Genomic DNA, 16682 nt, shown 5'->3' on the forward strand with positions numbered 1-16682 from the left:
GCGGCGCGCCTCGCGGGCGTCCAGTCGGCCGCCGCGCACGCCGAGCAGCAGCGCGGGCCCGGACCCGGGGACCGCGAGCGCGGGGCGGCCCCTGGTCAGCCAGGCGTCGACCGCCGCCTCGGCCGGCACCCCGTAGGGGACGGCACGCTCCTTGCGTCCCTTGCCGAACACCCGCAGCACCCGGCGGCCCCGGTCGACGTCGTCGACGTCGAGCCCCACCAGTTCGCTGACCCGGATGCCGCTGGCGTAGAGGAGTTCGAGGACGACGGCGTCGCGCAGGCCGACGGGCTCCTCGGCGCCCCCGGCGGACTCGACGACGGCGCGGGCCTGGTCGGGTGCCAGGACGTCGGGCAGGGTGCGGTGCGCCTTGGGGCTCACCAGCCGCTGGCCGACGTCCTCGGGGGTGAGCTCCGCCCGGTGCAGCCAGCGGGTGAAGGAACGCGCCGCCGCGGCGTTGCGGGCGGTGGTCGCCCGGCTGTGACCCTTCGTCCGCCCCTGGGCCAGCCAGCTCCGGAGGGTCGGCAGGTCGAGGTGGTGGGCCTGCTCGCCGCCGCGACGGGCGAGGTGGTCGAGCAGACCGACGACGTCGGTGACGTAGCCCCGGACGGTGTGCTCCGACAGGTTCCGCTGGCTGCGCAGGTGCTCCTCGTAGCCGGCCAGCACCTCGGCCAGGGCAGGAGGCAGCGCGGCCCGCGCGTCTGCCGTCCCGGTCGCCACGGGGGAACCGTCCGTCGGCGCACACGACCGGTCAAGCCGCCGCGCCGGGTCCGGCCGGCCCGTCGCGGGTGGGTGTGGGCGGCGGGGTGAGCCGCCAGCCGGCGCCGGTCCACTGCACCAGCTCGGCGAGTTCGAGGGCGGGCAGCACGCGGAGCACCTCGAGGATGTCGCAGCCGGCCACTGCGGCCAGCCGCTCCGGGCTCACGCCGACGCGCACCGGGCAGGCGTCCAGCACCCGCGCCGCGAGGTCGGAGAGCCCGTCACGGGGAGACGACGGCCGCTCGACGGGGCCGTCCAGGTCGTCGCCGATCGTGCCGACGGCGGCGATGACGTGTGCCGCCGAGGTGACCAGCTCCGCCTGCAGGTCCTCGTCGCGCAGCAGCTCGTGGCACCCGACGCTCATCGCACTCGTCACCGGACCGGGGACGACCAGCACCCGCCGGCCGACCGCCTGAGCACGTCGGGCGGTCGCCTGGGCTCCGGAGCGCGCGGCCGCCTCCACCACCACCGTGCCGCGTGTCAGACCGGCGATCAGCCGGTTGCGGACGAGGAAGCGGTGCCGCAGCGGCGCGCAGCCGGGCGGCCACTCGCTGACCAGCAGCCCGTTGTCGGCGATGCGGTGGAACAGCGCGCCGTGCGCGGCCGGGTACGGCCGGTCGATGCCACAGGAGAGCACCGCGATCGTCGGCGCCTCGGCCGCCAGCGCGCCCCGGTGAGCGGCGCCGTCGATGCCGAAGGCGCCCCCCGACACGACGGTCCACCCCCTCTCCCCCAGCTGGTGTCCCAGCTCCGCGGCCACGTGCTCCCCGTAGGCGGTGGCCGCCCGGGCGCCGACGATCGCGACCGAACGGTCGGCCAGCTCGTCGAGCCGCCCATGGCCGCGCACCCACAGGCCGAGCGGCGGCACGGGGGCCAGCGTGCGATCGGACTGCCGCCGGTGGTCGTCCGGCTCCCTCGCCACGGCCAGCGTGAGTGCGTGCAACGGGAGCGCCGGCCACTCGTCGTCCTCCGGCACCACCAGGCGGCCGCCGCAGCGCTCCGCGCGCCCCAGGTCGGCGAGGGTCACGTCCTCCTGCGCGCGAGCACCGACGAGGGCCCGGATGCGGTCGGGAGCCGAACCTGCGCGGAGCCGGCGCGCCGCCTCCACCGGACCGACGTCCTCCACGTAGCGCCAGAAGTCGACGGTGCCCGGCTCCACCGCCCGGCTCAGCCATGCCCGCGCCCGCCGGACCCCCCGGTGCACGACGCCGCGCTCCGGGGTCGCGCTCGCGGCGTCCTCCAGATCCTCCTCGATCGTGGTCACGCCGCGGCCCGCTGCAGCCGCATGCCCAAGGCCTCGGCCACGTCGTCGGGGCCCGGCACCGTCCGGCCGGCGAGGTCGGCGACCGTCCACGCCACCCGCTGCACCCGGTCGAAGCCGCGCACCGAGAGCGCGCCACGCTCCAGCGCGCGCTCGGCGAGCCGGAGCGCGGGACGTGGCACTGCGAACGGCCCGCGGAGCAACCGGCCGGGCACCTGGCTGTTCAGCGTCAGGCCGGTGCCGGCGAGCCGCTGCGCCGCGGCTGCCCGCGCCGCCTGCACGCGCGCCGCGACGACGGCGGTGGACTCGGGCTCGCCGAGCCCGTCGAGCCACGCTGCGCGGGTGACCGGCGGCAGGTCGACGCGCAGGTCGATCCGGTCGAGCAGCGGACCCGACAGACGGGACTGGTAGCGACGCCGTTCCAGCGCGCTGCAGGTGCATGCCGGATCACCGGCCGCCCCGGCGCACGGGCACGGGTTCGCGGCCAGGACCAGCTGCGCCCGGCACGGGAAGGTCGCTGACCCCGAGGCGCGGGAGATGGTCACCTCCCCCCGCTCCAGCGGCTGGCGCAGGGTGTCCAGCACCGCCCGCGGGAACTCGGGGCACTCGTCCAGGAACAGCACGCCGCGGTGCGCCCGGCACAGCGCCCCTGGCCGGATCTGACCCGACCCGCCGCCGACGAGCGCCGCCATGGTGGCCGAGTGGTGCGGCGCCTCGAAGGGCGGCCGGGTGAGCAGCGGGGCCTCCGATGCGAGCGTCCCGGCGATCGAGTGGATCGCGGTGACCTCCAGCGCGGCCTGCTCGTCCAGCGGCGGCAGCAGCCCGGGGAGGCGCTCGGCGAGCATCGTCTTGCCGGCGCCCGGAGGCCCGGCCAGGAAGAGGTGGTGCCCGCCGGCCGCCGCGACCTCGACCGCCCTGCGGCCCACGGCCTGGCCCACGACGTCCCGCAGGTCCGCGGTGGGTGGCGGCTCCGGCACGGACCCCCGTACGTGTGCCGGGAGCACCGCCCGCCGTGAGAGGTGCTCGACCAGCTGACCGAGGGACTCGACCGCCAGCACCTCGATACCCGCGACCAGCGCGGCCTCGTCGGCGTTGGCGGACGGCACGATCACCTGCGGGTGACCGGCCCCGGCTGCGGCCAGCACCGCCGGCAGCACCCCGCGGATGGGTCGCACCGAGCCGTCGAGGCCCAGCTCCCCGAGCAGCACCAGCCGCTCGATCGACCGCCTGGGTACCGTGCCGGCCGCGGCGAGCACCGCCGCCGCGAGCGCGAGGTCGAACCCGCTCCCCTGCTTGGGCATCGACGCCGGGGAGAGCCCGATCGTGATGCGGCGGTTGGGGAACTCCCCACCGGCGTTCACCACGGCCGCCCGGACCCGGTCCACCGACTGCCGGACGACCGCATCGGGCAACCCGACCAGGGCGACGCCCGGCAGCCCCTGCGCGATGTCGAGCTCCACCTCGACGAGCGCGCCGCGCACGCCGACCAGACCGACCGACCACGTCCGCGCGAGCGTCACGAGAACGCCGCCCGCAGATGCGTGATCACCGGCGGCCGTCCGGGGCGCACGAGCACGCCGACGACGTCGAAGCGGATCTCTGGCGCGTGCTCGTCGTGCGCGGCCAGCCACCGCTGGGCGAGCACCCGGATCCGACGCCGCTTGGCCGGTGTGACCGCTTCGACCGGCGAGCCGTAGCCCAGCCCGCGGCGGGTCTTCACCTCGCAGAAGACCAGCGCGTCGCGCTCACGGGCGACGACGTCCAGCTCGCCCTCGCGGCAGCGCCAGTTGCGGTCGAGGACGCGCAGGCCGGCGTCGGTCAGGTAGGCGACGGCGAGGCGCTCGCCGTGGCCGCCGAGGGTGGGAGGAGGCACGGGACGACCGTGGCCGGTCGCAGCGTCCGGAAGGCCGCCGCGGAACGACCTGTGGACGACGCCGCCGCTGTGGACGCAGCTGCCGGACGCCCGGGCCGGTCCGGGTTAGCGTGCGCCCATGTACGTCGAGACGGTCGTCCAGGTCAACGAGCGGGACACCTACCAGGCCACCGTGCGCACGCGGACCACCACCGCGGCCGGCCGCCCCGGCATCGATGCCCTCGTCCGCTTCTCCCCCGCCGGCTGGCTGACCCTGAAGCCGCTGGCCGGCGGCCGGGTCACGGTCGTCTCGGCAGCGGAAGTCCTGGACGTGACGAACCTCGAGCGGGTGCAGGCCGCGGACGACGACCGCCGGTGATCCTCGTCGGCGCCGCGACCGGGCACCTGGGCGGCGCCGTCGGTCAGGGCAGGCGCGGGCCGTCCGGCAGTTCGAGGTCGGGCTTGTCGAGCTCCTCGACGTTGACGTCCTTGAACGTCAGCACCCGGACGTTGCGGACGAACCGGGCCGGCCGGTACATGTCCCAGACCCAGGCGTCGGAGAGCTTGAGCTCGAAGTAGACCTCGCCCCCGGCCTCACGCACCTGGAGGTCGACGGAGTTGGCGAGGTAGAACCGCCGCTCGGTCTCCACCACGTAGGTGAACTGACGGACGATGTCCTTGTACTCGCGATAGAGCTGCAGCTCCATCTCGGTCTCGTACTTCTCGAGATCCTCGGTGCTCATCGGTCCTCGGTGCTCGTCGCGGGCTCGCAGGACAGAGGGGGCATGGGTCCATCATCGACCATCGGGCTCCCGGCGGTCAGCTGGAGGACCCGTCCGGCGTGCAGGTCACGGGCGCGCGCGACGTTCACGAAGCGCCTCCGGTGCGCCGGGCACGGCCCGTGCCGCTGCAGGGCCGCGGTGTGCACATCGGTGATGTAGCCCTTGTGGCCGGCGAAGTCGTACTCCGGCCACTGCTCGTGCAGCTCGAGCATGATCCGGTCCCGGGTCACCTTGGCCAGCACGGAGGCGGCGGCCACGCAGGCCGCCACGCGGTCACCCTTCCAGACGGCCAGGCCCGGGCGGGCGAGCCCGGGGACCGGGAAGCCGTCGGTGAGCACGTAGTCGGGACCGGGTTCCAGCGTGTGCACGGCCCGGCGCAGCGCCTCCAGGTTGGTGACGTGCATCCCGCGGGCGTCGAGGTCCTCCACCGGGATCTCCACGACCGACCAGGCCACCGCGCGGTCGAGGATCTCCGCGTACACCCGGTCCCGGGCGGCGGCGGTGAGGAGCTTGGAATCGGCCAGGCCGGGCACCCGTCCGCGCTTGCCCGACGGCAGGACGCACGCGGCGGCGACCAGCGGGCCCGCGCACGCGCCGCGGCCGGCCTCGTCGGCACCGGCGACGGCTCCGAAGCCCCGGCGGCGCAGGGACCGCTCCATGGCCCACATCGCGTCGGACGCGTCGTCGGAGGCGACCGCCCGGCGCCCCCGGGGCACCGGAGCGGCGGTCGAGTGAACGGGACGAGCGGCCATCGAGCCGACCCTACGACGCCCTCGGACGATCGCTGCGTGGACACCTCGGCGACCCGGGCCGCGACAGCACGAAGGGCCGGCCCCGGGTGGGACCGGCCCTGCGTGCGGAGGGGAACGGGGCAGCAGCACCCCGGTGGATCAGAGCTCGACGGGCTCCTCGGCGCGCACCGCGCCGTGGGCGCCACAGCTGCACACCGGGTTGCGCGAGGACAGGACCAGCGAGACCGCGTGGGCCCGGTCGCGGGCACCCAGCTTGCGCAGGATGGCCTTGACGTGGCTCTTGACGGTGTCCTCGCTGATGAACAGGTTGCGGCCGATCTGCCGGTTGGACTGGCCCTGCAGCAGCTCGTCCAGGACGTCCTGCTCGCGGCGGGTCAGGGGCACCTCCGGCGTGAAGGGCTTGGCGGCCGGGGTGGCCGACGGCTCCACGCGACGGATCTGCGGGTCGACCACGGTACGACCGGCCCGCGCGGCCAGGATGGCCCAGCCGAGCAGGGTCGGCGAGGTGTTGATCATGAGGTAACCGCCGACACCGGCGGCCAGCGCCTCGTTGACCACGGCAGGGTCCTCGGACGTGGCCAGGGCGACGATGGCGACCCGGGGGAAGCGGCGACGGAGGTCGCGGCAGGCGTTGAGGGTCGCGGCGCGACCCTGACCCAGCTCGACGACGACGGCGTCCGGACGGGCCGACTCGGCCAGCGTCATGGCGCGGCGCAGTTCACCGGGCGTACCGACCGCCTGCATGCCTGCGGTCTCGTTGATCATGCTGACCAGGCCACGACGCAGGACGGGCGCGTCGGCGAGGAGGAGCACACGGGTGACCCCGCGGGCGTTGCTCGCCATAGGTGCAGACACAACTGACTCCGTTTCGACTCCGAATTGCTTGCAACACCTCCATCGGAAGGGTGAAACGAATACTTGAACACTTTGCTGACATTTTTTGGAGCACTATCGCCCGTCGACTATTCGTATGCACCAGGTCACATGCGTAACGCATAAGGCGGCAACCGGGCACATGGCACGCATTCTCGGAATGGTGCGGGAAACGCAGCGGGCCGCTCCGTGCGTCCGGAGCGGCCCACCGGGAGGATCGAACGATCAGCGGCGACGCCGGCGACGGCGTCGCCAGGCCACGAGCGGAACGGCGCCGATCAGGCCCACGGCGGAGGACGCGACCAGGTCCGGCCGCACCCCGGCCGCTCCCCCGCCGGCGCCTGCTGCGGACGCCTGCGCGCTCTGGATGTCGGGTGAGCCGACGAGACCGAACCGGCTCACCGGCCAGACGATCACCGCCGCCTTTCCGATCACGTCGTCCACCGCGACGGTGCCGGAGTACTCGTCACCGATGTGGGCCTTGGAGTCGGACGAGGCCGAGCGGTGGTCACCCATCACCCACAGGCGCCCGTCGGGCACCGTGACCGGACCGAAGGCGCGCATCTCGATGGGGGTGTTCTGGAAGATGTAGGGCTCGTCGAGCGGCTCGTCGTCGACGGTCACCCGGCCTTCCAGGTCGCAGCACTGCACGGTCTGCCCGCCGACGGCTATCACGCGCTTGACGAAGTCGTCCTCGCTGGGCGGAGCCACGCCCACGGTGCGCCCCAGCCACAGCATGCTGCCGGTGAACCAGTTGGACGGTTCGGCCACCGACACCTCGGCGTTCCAGGTGTCGGGCCCCTTGAAGACGACGACGTCCCCCGGTTCGGGCTCGCCGAACCAGTACGGCACCTTGTTGACCAGCACGCGGTCACCGGTGCAGCCCGGGCAACCGTGCAGGGTCTGCTCCATCGACCCGGACGGGATGAAGAACGCCTGCACGAAGAAGGTCTTCACCACCAGCGCGAGCAGGAACGCCACGACCAGCAGCACCGGAAGTTCCCGCAGCAGCGAGCCCTTCTTCGCCTCGCCGTCGCGGCGGCGACGACGCCGGGCGCCACGGCCCGACGGTGTCGCTGCCTGCTCCGCCGCCGGGTCGGCACCGGCGCCGGACTTCTCCGGATCGGGCTCGCCGGGATCGACGTCGGCGGGCCCCCCGGGCCGTTCGCTGCTCATCGGGAGTCAGCGTACGGCGCGGAGGGCCCGCCGGAAGTGCAGAGGCGGTGTGATCCGCCTGTCGTGTCAGCGCAGGTCAGCGCGTGACGACCTCGCGCTTCTCCTTGATCTTGGCGGCCTTGCCGCGCAGCTCGCGCAGGTAGTAGAGCTTGGCGCGACGGACGTCACCGCGGGTGAGGACCTCGATCTTCTCCACGACGGGGGTGTGCACCGGGAAGGTGCGCTCCACGCCGACGCCGAAGCTGACCTTGCGGACGGTGAAGGTCTCGCGGATGCCGCCGCCCTGACGGCGGATGACGACGCCCTGGAAGACCTGGATGCGGGAGCGGTTGCCCTCGACCACGCGGACGTGCACCTTGACGGTGTCGCCCGGGCGGAACTCGGGGATGTCGTCACGCAACGAGTCGGCGTCGAGTGCGTCCAGGGTGTTCATCTCGGCAGTCCTCATGTTCTGGCAGTGGCTCGTAACGGTGCGGACAGCGGAGCACCCCGGCTGTCCGTGCCCGGGAGCTGCGGCTCCTCGGCGGAGCTCCCATCGACTCGGCCGACGGTCAGCAGCAGTCCTCTACTGTGCCACATCTTCAGGACAGCATGCGGGGCGGGCCCGACCACGGTCCGTCGAGCACGAGGGGGAGGCCGTCGGCGAGCTCGGCCGGGAAGAACGTCTGATCGCTGGCCCGGATCTCCTGCGCGCTCCACCAGCGGTGCGGCGAGTCCTCGTAGGCCTCGTGCTCGGTCTGCCCGCTCACGTCGACGGTATGGACGACGTCGCGGAGCACGAAGTAGGTCTCCCGGTGGTCCGTCGGAACACCGAGCAGCGGCGCGACCGCCCGGCGCAGCCAGACGGGGCCTTCGAGCGCGGCCGCGTCCACGGCGAGACCTATCTCCTCGACCAGTTCGCGGACGGCGGCCTCCCGGGCCGTCTCCCCTGGCTCGACCTGGCCCCCGGGCGTGTACCAGTACAGGACCGGCCCCGGGGGCGTGTCGAGGTCGACCAGCCGGGCACCGAAGAGCAGCACCCGCCCCTCGGGGTCGAGCACGAGCACCCGGGCCGCCGGCCGGATCGGGACGACGTCAGCCATCTGCACGTGGAACGGCCCGCTCGGCGTCGCTGAGCCCGTCCTCGGGCAGGGCCGCCAGCAGGTCGGGACGGCGCTGCGCGGTGCGCCGCAGCGACTCCGCGCGCCGCCACCGGGCGATCGCCGCGTGGTCGCCGGACAGCAGGACGGGCGGCACCTCGTGCCCGCGCCAGGACGCCGGCCGGGTGTAGGAGGGCCCCTCGAGCAGCCCGTCGGCGTGCGAGTCGAGCTCGACGGACTCGCGGTTCCCCACGACTCCGGGCAGCAGCCGGGTGACGGCCTCCACCATGACCAGGACGGCGGACTCGCCACCGGCCAGCACGTAGTCGCCGATCGACACCTCGGACACGGGTCCGGCCTCGGCGGCCCACTCGGCCACCCGCTGGTCGATGCCCTCGTAGCGGCCGCAGGCGAAGACCAGTCCCGGTTCGGCGGCCCACTCGGCGGCCATCGCCTGGGTGAACGGACGCCCGGCCGGGGTGGGGACGACCAGCCGGGTGCCGGGCGGACGGACCGCCTCCAGGGCCAGCGCCCACGGCTCGGGCTTCATGACCATGCCCGGGCCACCGCCGTACGGGGCGTCGTCGACGGTGCGGTGCACGTCGTCGGTCCACTGCCGGAGGTCGTGGACCCCGATCGTGACCAGGCCGCGGTCGGCCGCCTTGCCCAGCAGGGACTGCCGCAGCGGAGCGAGGTACTCGGGGAAGATCGTGATGACGTCGACGCGGAAGCTGTGCGTCACCGGTTCGCTCCCGCCCGGCGGAGCCGGCCGATCACAGAGTCGCTCACAGGTCCAGCAGCCCCTCGGGCGGGTCGATGACCAGGAACCCGCCGTCGACGTCGACGGTCGGGACGATCGCCGACACGAAGGGGACGAGCGCGTCCCCGCCCTCCGCCCGGCGCACGACCAGCAGGTCCTGCGCCTCGTGCTGGACGCCGACCACCTCGCCGACCACGGAGTCGTCGGTCAGCCGGACGGTCAGGCCGACCAGCTGGTGGTCGTAGTAGGAGTCGGGCTCCTCGAGCTGCGGCAACTCGGCCACGGGCACGAGCAGCAGCGTGTTGCGCAGGGCGTCCACGCTTTCGCGCAGGTCGTAGACCTCGCCGGAGGGGGCCGCCAGTTGCAGCAGCAGGGTGCCGCTGTGCCATCGCTTGTCCACGACGGTGAGCGGCCCGCGCTCCGCCGGGTCGGTGCGCAGCACCGTGCCCGGGGCGAAGCGGGCGTCGGGGTCGTCGGTGCGCACCTCGACGGTGGCCAGACCACGGACACCGTGGGGCCGGCCGATGCGGCCGACCACCACGGTGTCCGGATAGGGATCGTGCGGGTCGCTCAAGGCGTCGAGCTCAGCGCCCGTCGGTGTCGACGACGTCGACCCGCAGGCCGCGTCCGCCCACACCGGTCATCACCTGGCGCAGTGCCTTGGCGGTACGCCCGCCGCGGCCGATGACTTTGCCGAGGTCGTCGGGGTGCACCCGGATCTCGAGGGTCTTGCCGCGACGGTTGGTGAGCATGTCGACCGCCACGTCCTCGGGGTGGTCGACGATGCCCTTGACCAGGTGCTCGAGCGCGTCTTCGAGCACGTCTTACTCGGCGGGCGTCTCGGCCGGGGCGGCGTCCGCGGCCGGGGCCTCGGTCGCCGGGGCCTCGGCAGCGGGAGCGTCGGCCGCGGTGGCGTCAGCGGCGGGAGCCTCGTCGGCGGGCGCCTCGGCAGCGGCGGCCTTCTTGGCGGGAGCCTTCTTCTTGGCGGTGGTCGCCTCGGTGGTGGGCTCGTCCATGCCGGCCTTGACCGCGGCCTCGTAGAGGGCCTTCTTGTCCGGCTTCGGCTCGGCGACCTTCATGGGCGGCGGCGCGGCCTCACCCTTGAACTTCTGCCAGTCGCCGGTGACCCGGAAGATCGCGGCGACGGCCTCGGTCGGCTGCGCGCCGACGCCCAGCCAGTACTGCGCCCGCTCGCTGTCGACCTCGATGAAGGAAGGGTCCTCCTTCGGGTGGTACTTGCCGATCGTCTCGATCGAGCGGCCGTCCCGCTTGGTGCGGGCGTCGGCGACGACGATGCGGTAGTACGGCGCGCGCATCTTGCCCAGGCGCATGAGCTTGATCTTGGTGGCCACGGTGTGTGGAGTTCTCCTCGAACGTGTGTGGTTGCTCGCCGGCCGGACGCGTGGGGGTACGCCGGGGCGGAGCGCTGGACACGCGCGTGCTCGGTGAGAGGGCCGCGCACGACGTGTTCGACCGACCATGATGCCAGAAGGAGGACCCCGGCCTCCTCCCGGCCTCGCACGGCCGGGGAGCCGTGGCCCACGCCGTCCTCCCTCACCGCCGCGCGTCCTCCCCCACGGTGGACGGCGAGGGAGGACGCGCCATGATCAGGTGACCTGATCGTGGCGGGGAAGTCAGGTGCGGACGGCGGCGACGACCCGCGCGGCGGCCCCGTCGACCGGGATCTCCGCGCGCTCGCCGGACTTCCGGTCGCGCAGCTCCAGCACGCCCTCCACCAGGCCGCGGCCCACCGTGACGATGGTCGGCATGCCGAGCAGCTCGGCGTCCTTGAACTTCACGCCGGGGCTGACCTTGGGCCGGTCGTCGTAGAGGACGGTGAGTCCGGCCGTGACGAGCTCGGTCGCCAGCGCCTCGGCGGCCTCGAACACGGCGGCGTCCTTGCCGGTGGCCACCACGTGGACGTCGGCGGGAGCGACCTCCCGCGGCCAGACCAGGCCGAGCTCGTCGTGCGTCGACTCGGCGATCGCCGCCACGGCGCGGGAGACGCCGATGCCGTAGGAGCCCATCGTGACCGTGACGAGCTTGCCGTTCTCGTCGAGCACCTTGAGGTCCAGCGCCTCGGCGTACTTGCGGCCGAGCTGGAAGATGTGGCCCATCTCCACCCCGCGGGCGAGCTCCAGCGGGCCCGAGCCGTCGGGTGCGGGATCGCCGGGCAGCACCTCGGCGGCCTCGATGACACCGTCCCAGGTGAAGTCCCGCCCGGCGACCAGGTCGAAGACGTGCTTGCCCGCCTCGTTGGCGCCGGTGATCCAGCGCGTGCCGGCGACCACCCGCGGGTCGACCAGGTAGCGGATCTTCGACTCGCTCTCCGCACCCAGGACCTGCGGGCCGATGTAGCCCTTCACCAGCACCGGCTTGCCGGCGAAGTCGGTGAACGGCTCGACCTCGGCCGGCGCGAGCTGCGCCTCGAGGCGCTTGGCGTCGACCTCCCGGTCCCCGGGCAGGCCGATGACCAGCGGCTCACGGGTGCCGTCGGGGTGCACCAGGCTGACGACGACGTTCTTCAGCGTCGAGGCCGCGGTGTAGCCGGCGTCGGGGAACAGCTCCTGGGCGACGGCGACCAGCGACTCGATGGTCGGGGTGTCCGGGGTGTCCTCGACGTGCGCCGCGGGCTGGCCCTCGAGCGGGATCTCGTCGGGGACGACCGTGGTGACCGCCTCGACGTTGGCCGCGTAGCCACCGGGCGAGCGGACGAAGGTGTCCTCGCCGATGGCGGTGGGGTGCAGGAACTCCTCGCTCCTGGAGCCGCCCATGGCGCCCGACATCGCCGAGACGATCACGTACTCCAGGCCGAGCCGGTCGAAGATCCGGATGTAGGCGTCGCGGTGCAGGGCGTAGCTCTTGTCCAGGCCCGCCTCGTCGACGTCGAAGGAGTAGCTGTCCTTCATCGTGAACTCGCGGCCGCGGAACAGGCCGGCGCGGGGCCGCGCCTCGTCCCGGTACTTGGTCTGGATCTGGTAGAGCGAGACCGGCAGGTCCTTGTAGGAGCCGTAGAGGTCCTTCACCAGGAGCGTGAACATCTCCTCGTGCGTGGGGCCGAGAAGGAAGTCGTTGCCCCGGCGGTCCTTGAGCCGGAACAGGTTGGGGCCGTACTCGGTCCAGCGGCCGGTCGCCTCGTAGGGCTCGCGGGGCAGCAGGGCCGGGAAGGCGACCTCCTGCGCGCCCATCGCGTCCATCTCCTCGCGGACGATGCGCTCGACGTTGCGGAACACCCGGTAGCCCAGCGGCAGCCAGGTGAACCCACCGGGCGCTGCCCGGCGGATGTACCCACCGCGGGCCAGCAGGCGGTGGCTGGGGACCTCGGCGTCGGCCGGGTCGTCACGCAGGGTCCGCAGGAACAGGGTCGACATCCGGAGCAGCACGGGACGAGTCTCTCAGGAGGGCACGATCGACGTCGCCGGCCACGTGGTGGGCCAGGACGTCGAGAGGTCTGCGAGAGGAGGGTCGGCGGTGCCGACGATCGAGCGGTCGACGACCCTGCGGGCTCCGGCGCCGGTGGTCTGGAACGCGCTGGTCGCCGACAGCGGCGCGTTCCGCTTCGTCACCCGTGGGCTGATCCGCTACCCGGCGGCGGCCGGCTGGGCCGAGCGGATCCGGCCCGGGCAGCGCCTCTCGGGCCTCCTGTGGTTGTTCGGGGTCCTCCCGATCTCGCGTCACACGCTCGAGGTCGTCGCGGTGGACGAGGACGACCACCGGCTCGTGACGTCGGAGGGTGGCGGGCCGGTCCGCACCTGGCGGCACACCATCTCGGTGACTCCCGCCGGCGACCGCGGATGCCGCTACACCGACCACCTGGAGATCGACGCCGGAGCCGCGACCCCCGTGGTCGTGGCCTTCGCACGCGGCTTCTACGCCGTGCGCCAACGGCGGTGGCGCTCCCTCGCCCCGCTGCTCGGCGCCGCCACGCGCTGAGCCGCCGTCAGGCGGGTTCGGGAACGCCGCCGGGGTCGCCGCCCGGGTCGTCCGGCGTCGGCTCGATCGGCGGTGGCGGCAACGTGTCCGGGGTGTCGGGCATGAGTTCGCCCGGGTCGTCGGGCACAGGCTGATCCGGATCGATCAACGGGTCCGGATCCGGCAGGGGCGACACCATGCGCCGAGTCAACCAGCGATCAGCCGACGACGCGTCCCCTGAGGACCGTCCGCCGCGGGGACTGCAACGTGTCGAGGTCGGCCCGCGGATCGGCGTCGTAGACGACGACGTCGGCCACCGCGCCCTCCTCGATGCCCCGCAGCCCCAGCCACTCGCGCGCCTTCCACGACCCCGCGGCGAGCGCGTCCTCGGCGGGGATGCCCGCCGAGCACAGCGCACGGATCTCGTCGGCGAGGACACCGTGGTCGATGCCCCCGCCGGCGTCGGTGCCGGCGAACACCGGCACGCCGGCCTCGAACGCCGCGCGCACGACCGCACCGGAGTTCGCGTACAGCCGCCGCATCGTGCTCGCGTAGGTCGGGAACTTCTTCTCCCCCGCGGCGGCGAACCCGGGGAAGTTCTCCACGTTCACCAGCGTGGGGACGACGGCGGTGCCACGGCGGGCCATCACGCCGATGAGCTCCTCGGTCAGACCGGTGCCGTGCTCGATGCAGTCGATGCCGGCCTCGATGAGCGCGGGCAGCGCGTCGGTGCCGAAGGTGTGCGCGGTGACCCGCGCGCCCTCCTCGTGCGCCGCAGCGATCGCGGCCGCCACGACGTCGGCCGGCCACTCCGGCGCCAGGTCGCCGACCGAGCGGTCGATCCAGTCCCCCACGAGCTTCACCCAGCCGTCGCCACGGCGGGCCTGCACGCGGACCTGCTCGACCAGGTCCTCGGGCTCGATCTCGATGCCGAGCCCGGGGATGTACCGGCGGGTGCGGGCGATGTGCCGCCCGGCCCGGATGATCGTCGGCAGGTCCGGGTCGTCGTCCAGGGCCCGGGTGTCCACCGGTGACCCGCAGTCCCGCAGCGCCAGCACGCCGGCCTCGCGCTCGGTCATCGCCTGCGCCCGGGCCCCCGAGAGGTCCTCGGCGGAACCGCCGCCGCGCAGGATCCCGACGTGGCAGTGCGCGTCCACCAGCCCGGGGATCAGCCACCCGCCACGGCTGACCGTCTCCGCACCGGGCACGGGCTCGAAGGTGAAGCGGCCGTCGCGCACCCACAGGTCGCGGTGCTCGCCCTCGGGCAGCACCACCCCGGACAGGTGCAGCGGCGGCAGCTGATCGCTCACCGGCCCTGGCCGTCCTTGAACTGGTCGAAGTTCAGCTTGGTGAGGTCGGGCAGACCCTGACCCGGGGGCAGGCTCGGCATCCCGCCGGGCATCCCGCCGCCACCGAACGCGCCGGGCGGGAGGCCGGGGGCGCCGACGGGCCGGCGGGCGCCGCCGCCCTTCTTGCCCTTCTTGCCCTTGCCCTTCTTCGACTGCGCCTGCATCTGGCGGCCGCGGGCCTTCTTCGACATCGGCCCCATGCCCGGCATGCCCATGCTGCCGGCCATCTGGCCCATCATCTTCTGGGCCTGGGCGAACCGCTCCAGCAGGCTGTTGACCTCGCTGACGGTGACACCTGAACCGTTGGCGATGCGCACCCGCCGCGACGCGTTGATGATCTTCGAGTTGACCCGCTCCTGCGGCGTCATCGACCGGATGATCGCCGCGGTCCGGTCCAGGTCGCGGTCGTCGATCTGCTTGAGCTGCTCCTTCATCTGCCCGGCGCCGGGCAGCATGCCGAGCAGGTTCGCGATCGGGCCCATCTTGCGGATGGCCATCATCTGCTCGAGGAAGTCCTCGAGCGTGAAGCCCTCGCGGGACATGAACTTGCCGGCCATCTTCTCGGCCTGGTCGGCGTCGAAGGTCTTCTCGGCCTGCTCGATCAGGGTGAGCATGTCGCCCATCCCGAGGATGCGCGAGGCCATCCGTTCGGGGTGGAAGACGTCGAAGTCGGTGAGCTTCTCGCCGGTGGACGCGAACATGATCGGCTGCCCGGTCACGTGCCTGACCGAGAGCGCGGCGCCACCGCGGGCGTCGCCGTCGAGCTTCGTGAGGACGACGCCGGAGAAACCGACCCCGTCCTGGAACGCCTGCGCCGTCGTCACGGCGTCCTGGCCGATCATCGCGTCGACGACGAACAGCGTCTCGTCCGGCTGCACGGCGTCGCGGATGTCGGCCGCCTGCTGCATCAGCTCGGCGTCGATGCCCAGCCGGCCCGCGGTGTCGACGACGACGACGTCGTGCATGGTGCGGCGGGCATGGTCGATCGAGTCGCGGGCCACCTGGACGGGGTTGCCGACGCCGTTGCCGGGCTCGGGGGCGTAGACGTCGACACCGGCCTGGCCGGCGACGACGGACAACTGCTGCACGGCGTTCGGGCGCTGCAGGTCGGCGGCCACGAGCAGCGGGGTGTGGCCCTGCTCCTTGAGCCAGCGGCCGAGCTTGCCGGCGAGGGTCGTCTTACCGGCACCCTGCAGACCGGCCAGCATGATCACCGTCGGCGACTGCTTGGCCAGCCGGATCCGGCGGGTCTCCCCACCGAGGATGCCGATGAGCTCCTCGTTGACGATCTTGATGACCTGCTGCGCGGGGTTCAGCGCCTGCGAGACGTCGGCGCCCCGGGCGCGCTGCTTCACCGCGTCGATGAAGGCCCGCACCACGGGCAGGGCGACGTCGGCCTCGAGCAGCGCGATGCGGATCTCGCGCGCGGTGGCGTCGATGTCGGCGTCGGTCAGCCGGCCCTTGCCCCGCAGGCCGGTGAAGACCTTGTCCAGGCGGTCGGAGAGGGTCTCGAACACAACACGTCCTCAGCAGTCACGGGCGCGGCCGGGCCGGTCGGACCGATCAGTTCGCTCGATCTCCGGGCCCCGGTGGGACCGAGCCGCGCCACCTTCCCCCCAGCCTAACGAGCGGCGCTCCGGGTCGGCCCCGCTACCGTCCGGCCACGCGGGCACCCGGTCGGACGCAGCGGCGGTCCCGCCTCGTCCCAGGAGGTCGCGGTGAGCTCGAGCAGCGATACCGGTGGCTGCAGTACCGCCGGCTCCGCCCCTGGCGCAGCTACGCCTTCGGCGAGCGGGGCTACCTGGTGCTGAGCCTGGTCGTCAAGAGTGCGCTCGCGTGGCAGGTCTTCGCCGGTTCGCTGGCCACCTGACCCGCGGACGCTCAGGCGGCCCGGCGGACCTGCGGCAGGACGACCACGTGCGCCCCGCCGACCAGCACGGCCGTCCCGCACTCGGCGCAGATCCACTCCGGGCACTCGGCACCGCTCTCGGCGTGCCCGTCGGAGCACGTGGGCTGCACGAACTCGCGCTCGTCCCCGCAGTCGGAGCAGTGCCACAGCTGGCTCTCCACGCGATTCCCCTCGTCCGGTGGGACCGTTCCGTCCCGCTCGGTCCCGACCGTCGCACGAGG

At 73.4% G+C, this 16682-nt stretch carries 22 protein-coding genes; 3 read left to right on the forward strand and 19 right to left on the reverse strand.

Annotation, left to right across the window (positions count from 1 at the left end; all coding sequences use genetic code 11):
* The 4 genes from BN344_RS08615 to BN344_RS08630 form a co-directional block, all read right to left on the reverse strand.
* A partial coding sequence (locus BN344_RS08615) for a site-specific integrase (protein ID WP_040338198.1) occupies positions 1 to 717 on the reverse strand: 717 nt, incomplete at its 3' end.
* Positions 718 to 748: 31 nt separating this feature from the next.
* Positions 749 to 2020, reverse strand: a complete 1272-nt coding sequence (dprA, locus tag BN344_RS08620) for a DNA-processing protein DprA (RefSeq protein ID WP_197022291.1) — start codon at positions 2018 to 2020, stop codon at positions 749 to 751.
* A complete protein-coding gene (locus tag BN344_RS08625) occupies positions 2017 to 3537 on the reverse strand; it encodes a YifB family Mg chelatase-like AAA ATPase (RefSeq protein WP_040338199.1) in 1521 nt (506 codons plus the stop codon). Before BN344_RS08625 ends, dprA begins: the two co-directional genes overlap by 4 nt.
* Positions 3534 to 3890, reverse strand: a complete 357-nt coding sequence (locus BN344_RS08630) for a YraN family protein (RefSeq protein WP_040338200.1) — start codon at positions 3888 to 3890, stop codon at positions 3534 to 3536. Before BN344_RS08630 ends, BN344_RS08625 begins: the two co-directional genes overlap by 4 nt.
* Positions 3891 to 4008: 118 nt before the next feature.
* On the opposite strand from BN344_RS08630, the gene BN344_RS08635 reads away from it, so the two are divergent.
* Complete coding sequence (locus BN344_RS08635; RefSeq protein WP_040338201.1) at positions 4009 to 4248, forward strand: hypothetical protein; 240 nt, start codon at positions 4009 to 4011, stop codon at positions 4246 to 4248.
* Positions 4249 to 4291: 43 nt separating this feature from the next.
* Here BN344_RS08635 and BN344_RS08640 read toward each other — a convergent pair whose 3' ends face one another.
* From BN344_RS08640 to BN344_RS08690, 11 genes are all read right to left on the reverse strand, one after another.
* Positions 4292 to 4612, reverse strand: a complete 321-nt coding sequence (locus BN344_RS08640; RefSeq protein WP_040338202.1) for a DUF2469 domain-containing protein — start codon at positions 4610 to 4612, stop codon at positions 4292 to 4294.
* Positions 4609 to 5403 (reverse strand): ribonuclease HII, encoded by a 795-nt coding sequence (locus tag BN344_RS08645; RefSeq protein ID WP_051515740.1) that lies wholly within the window; start codon positions 5401 to 5403, stop codon positions 4609 to 4611. The genes BN344_RS08640 and BN344_RS08645 overlap by 4 nt, the downstream gene beginning before the upstream one ends.
* A gap of 138 nt (positions 5404 to 5541) precedes the next feature.
* Positions 5542 to 6246: a LuxR C-terminal-related transcriptional regulator gene (locus BN344_RS08650; RefSeq protein WP_051515741.1), complete on the reverse strand. Its 705-nt coding sequence runs from the start codon at positions 6244 to 6246 to the stop codon at positions 5542 to 5544.
* A 255-nt stretch (positions 6247 to 6501) separates the two neighbouring features.
* Entirely contained in the window at positions 6502 to 7452 is a 951-nt protein-coding gene (gene lepB, locus BN344_RS08655) for a signal peptidase I (RefSeq protein ID WP_040338204.1), read from the reverse strand.
* A gap of 76 nt (positions 7453 to 7528) precedes the next feature.
* On the reverse strand, positions 7529 to 7885 hold the full coding sequence (gene rplS, locus BN344_RS08660; protein ID WP_040338205.1) for a 50S ribosomal protein L19: 357 nt from the start codon (positions 7883 to 7885) through the stop codon (positions 7529 to 7531).
* Positions 7886 to 8033: 148 nt separating this feature from the next.
* Positions 8034 to 8534, reverse strand: a complete 501-nt coding sequence (locus tag BN344_RS08665; RefSeq protein ID WP_040338985.1) for an NUDIX hydrolase — start codon at positions 8532 to 8534, stop codon at positions 8034 to 8036.
* Positions 8527 to 9273, reverse strand: a complete 747-nt coding sequence (trmD, locus tag BN344_RS08670; RefSeq protein ID WP_040338206.1) for a tRNA (guanosine(37)-N1)-methyltransferase TrmD — start codon at positions 9271 to 9273, stop codon at positions 8527 to 8529. The genes BN344_RS08665 and trmD overlap by 8 nt, the downstream gene beginning before the upstream one ends.
* A 43-nt stretch (positions 9274 to 9316) precedes the next feature.
* Positions 9317 to 9865 carry a ribosome maturation factor RimM gene (gene rimM, locus BN344_RS08675; protein ID WP_081788614.1) on the reverse strand — a complete coding sequence of 183 codons (549 nt, stop codon included), beginning with the start codon at positions 9863 to 9865 and terminating at the stop codon, positions 9317 to 9319.
* A 10-nt stretch (positions 9866 to 9875) separates the two neighbouring features.
* Positions 9876 to 10112 (reverse strand): RNA-binding protein, encoded by a 237-nt coding sequence (locus BN344_RS08680; RefSeq protein WP_040338207.1) that lies wholly within the window; start codon positions 10110 to 10112, stop codon positions 9876 to 9878.
* A 3-nt stretch (positions 10113 to 10115) separates the two neighbouring features.
* Positions 10116 to 10643, reverse strand: coding sequence for a 30S ribosomal protein S16 (gene rpsP / locus BN344_RS08685; RefSeq protein WP_040338208.1), 528 nt, complete (start codon positions 10641 to 10643; stop codon positions 10116 to 10118).
* Between the two features lie 282 nt (positions 10644 to 10925).
* The gene (locus BN344_RS08690; protein ID WP_040338209.1) at positions 10926 to 12674 is read right to left on the reverse strand and encodes a proline--tRNA ligase; all 1749 of its coding nucleotides are present in this window, start codon (positions 12672 to 12674) and stop codon (positions 10926 to 10928) included.
* Between the two features lie 88 nt (positions 12675 to 12762).
* Between BN344_RS08690 and BN344_RS08695 the strand changes: the two genes are divergently transcribed.
* Positions 12763 to 13224, forward strand: coding sequence for an SRPBCC family protein (locus BN344_RS08695; protein WP_051515742.1), 462 nt, complete (start codon positions 12763 to 12765; stop codon positions 13222 to 13224).
* 7 nt (positions 13225 to 13231) lie between these two features.
* Here BN344_RS08695 and BN344_RS20230 read toward each other — a convergent pair whose 3' ends face one another.
* Genes BN344_RS20230 through ffh form a run of 3 tightly spaced genes read right to left on the reverse strand, consistent with a single transcriptional unit; the run spans position 13232 to position 16069 of the window.
* Positions 13232 to 13402 carry a hypothetical protein gene (locus BN344_RS20230; RefSeq protein ID WP_166518214.1) on the reverse strand — a complete coding sequence of 57 codons (171 nt, stop codon included), beginning with the start codon at positions 13400 to 13402 and terminating at the stop codon, positions 13232 to 13234.
* Between the two features lie 19 nt (positions 13403 to 13421).
* Positions 13422 to 14513, reverse strand: coding sequence for an amidohydrolase family protein (locus BN344_RS08700; RefSeq protein ID WP_231486670.1), 1092 nt, complete (start codon positions 14511 to 14513; stop codon positions 13422 to 13424).
* Positions 14510 to 16069, reverse strand: coding sequence for a signal recognition particle protein (gene ffh, locus BN344_RS08705; protein ID WP_040338210.1), 1560 nt, complete (start codon positions 16067 to 16069; stop codon positions 14510 to 14512). The genes BN344_RS08700 and ffh overlap by 4 nt, the downstream gene beginning before the upstream one ends.
* A 227-nt stretch (positions 16070 to 16296) precedes the next feature.
* On the opposite strand from ffh, the gene BN344_RS21175 reads away from it, so the two are divergent.
* The gene (locus BN344_RS21175) at positions 16297 to 16422 is read left to right on the forward strand and encodes a hypothetical protein (RefSeq protein ID WP_166518241.1); all 126 of its coding nucleotides are present in this window, start codon (positions 16297 to 16299) and stop codon (positions 16420 to 16422) included.
* Positions 16423 to 16433: 11 nt separating this feature from the next.
* Here the strand turns inward: BN344_RS21175 and BN344_RS08710 are convergent, their stop codons facing one another.
* The gene (locus BN344_RS08710) at positions 16434 to 16622 is read right to left on the reverse strand and encodes a PH domain-containing protein (RefSeq protein WP_040338211.1); all 189 of its coding nucleotides are present in this window, start codon (positions 16620 to 16622) and stop codon (positions 16434 to 16436) included.
* Positions 16623 to 16682 lie beyond the last annotated feature (60 nt).

Origin of the sequence: Candidatus Blastococcus massiliensis AP3 (assembly GCF_000582785.1) — a bacterium.
Lineage (GTDB): Bacteria > Actinomycetota > Actinomycetes > Mycobacteriales > Geodermatophilaceae > Blastococcus > Blastococcus massiliensis.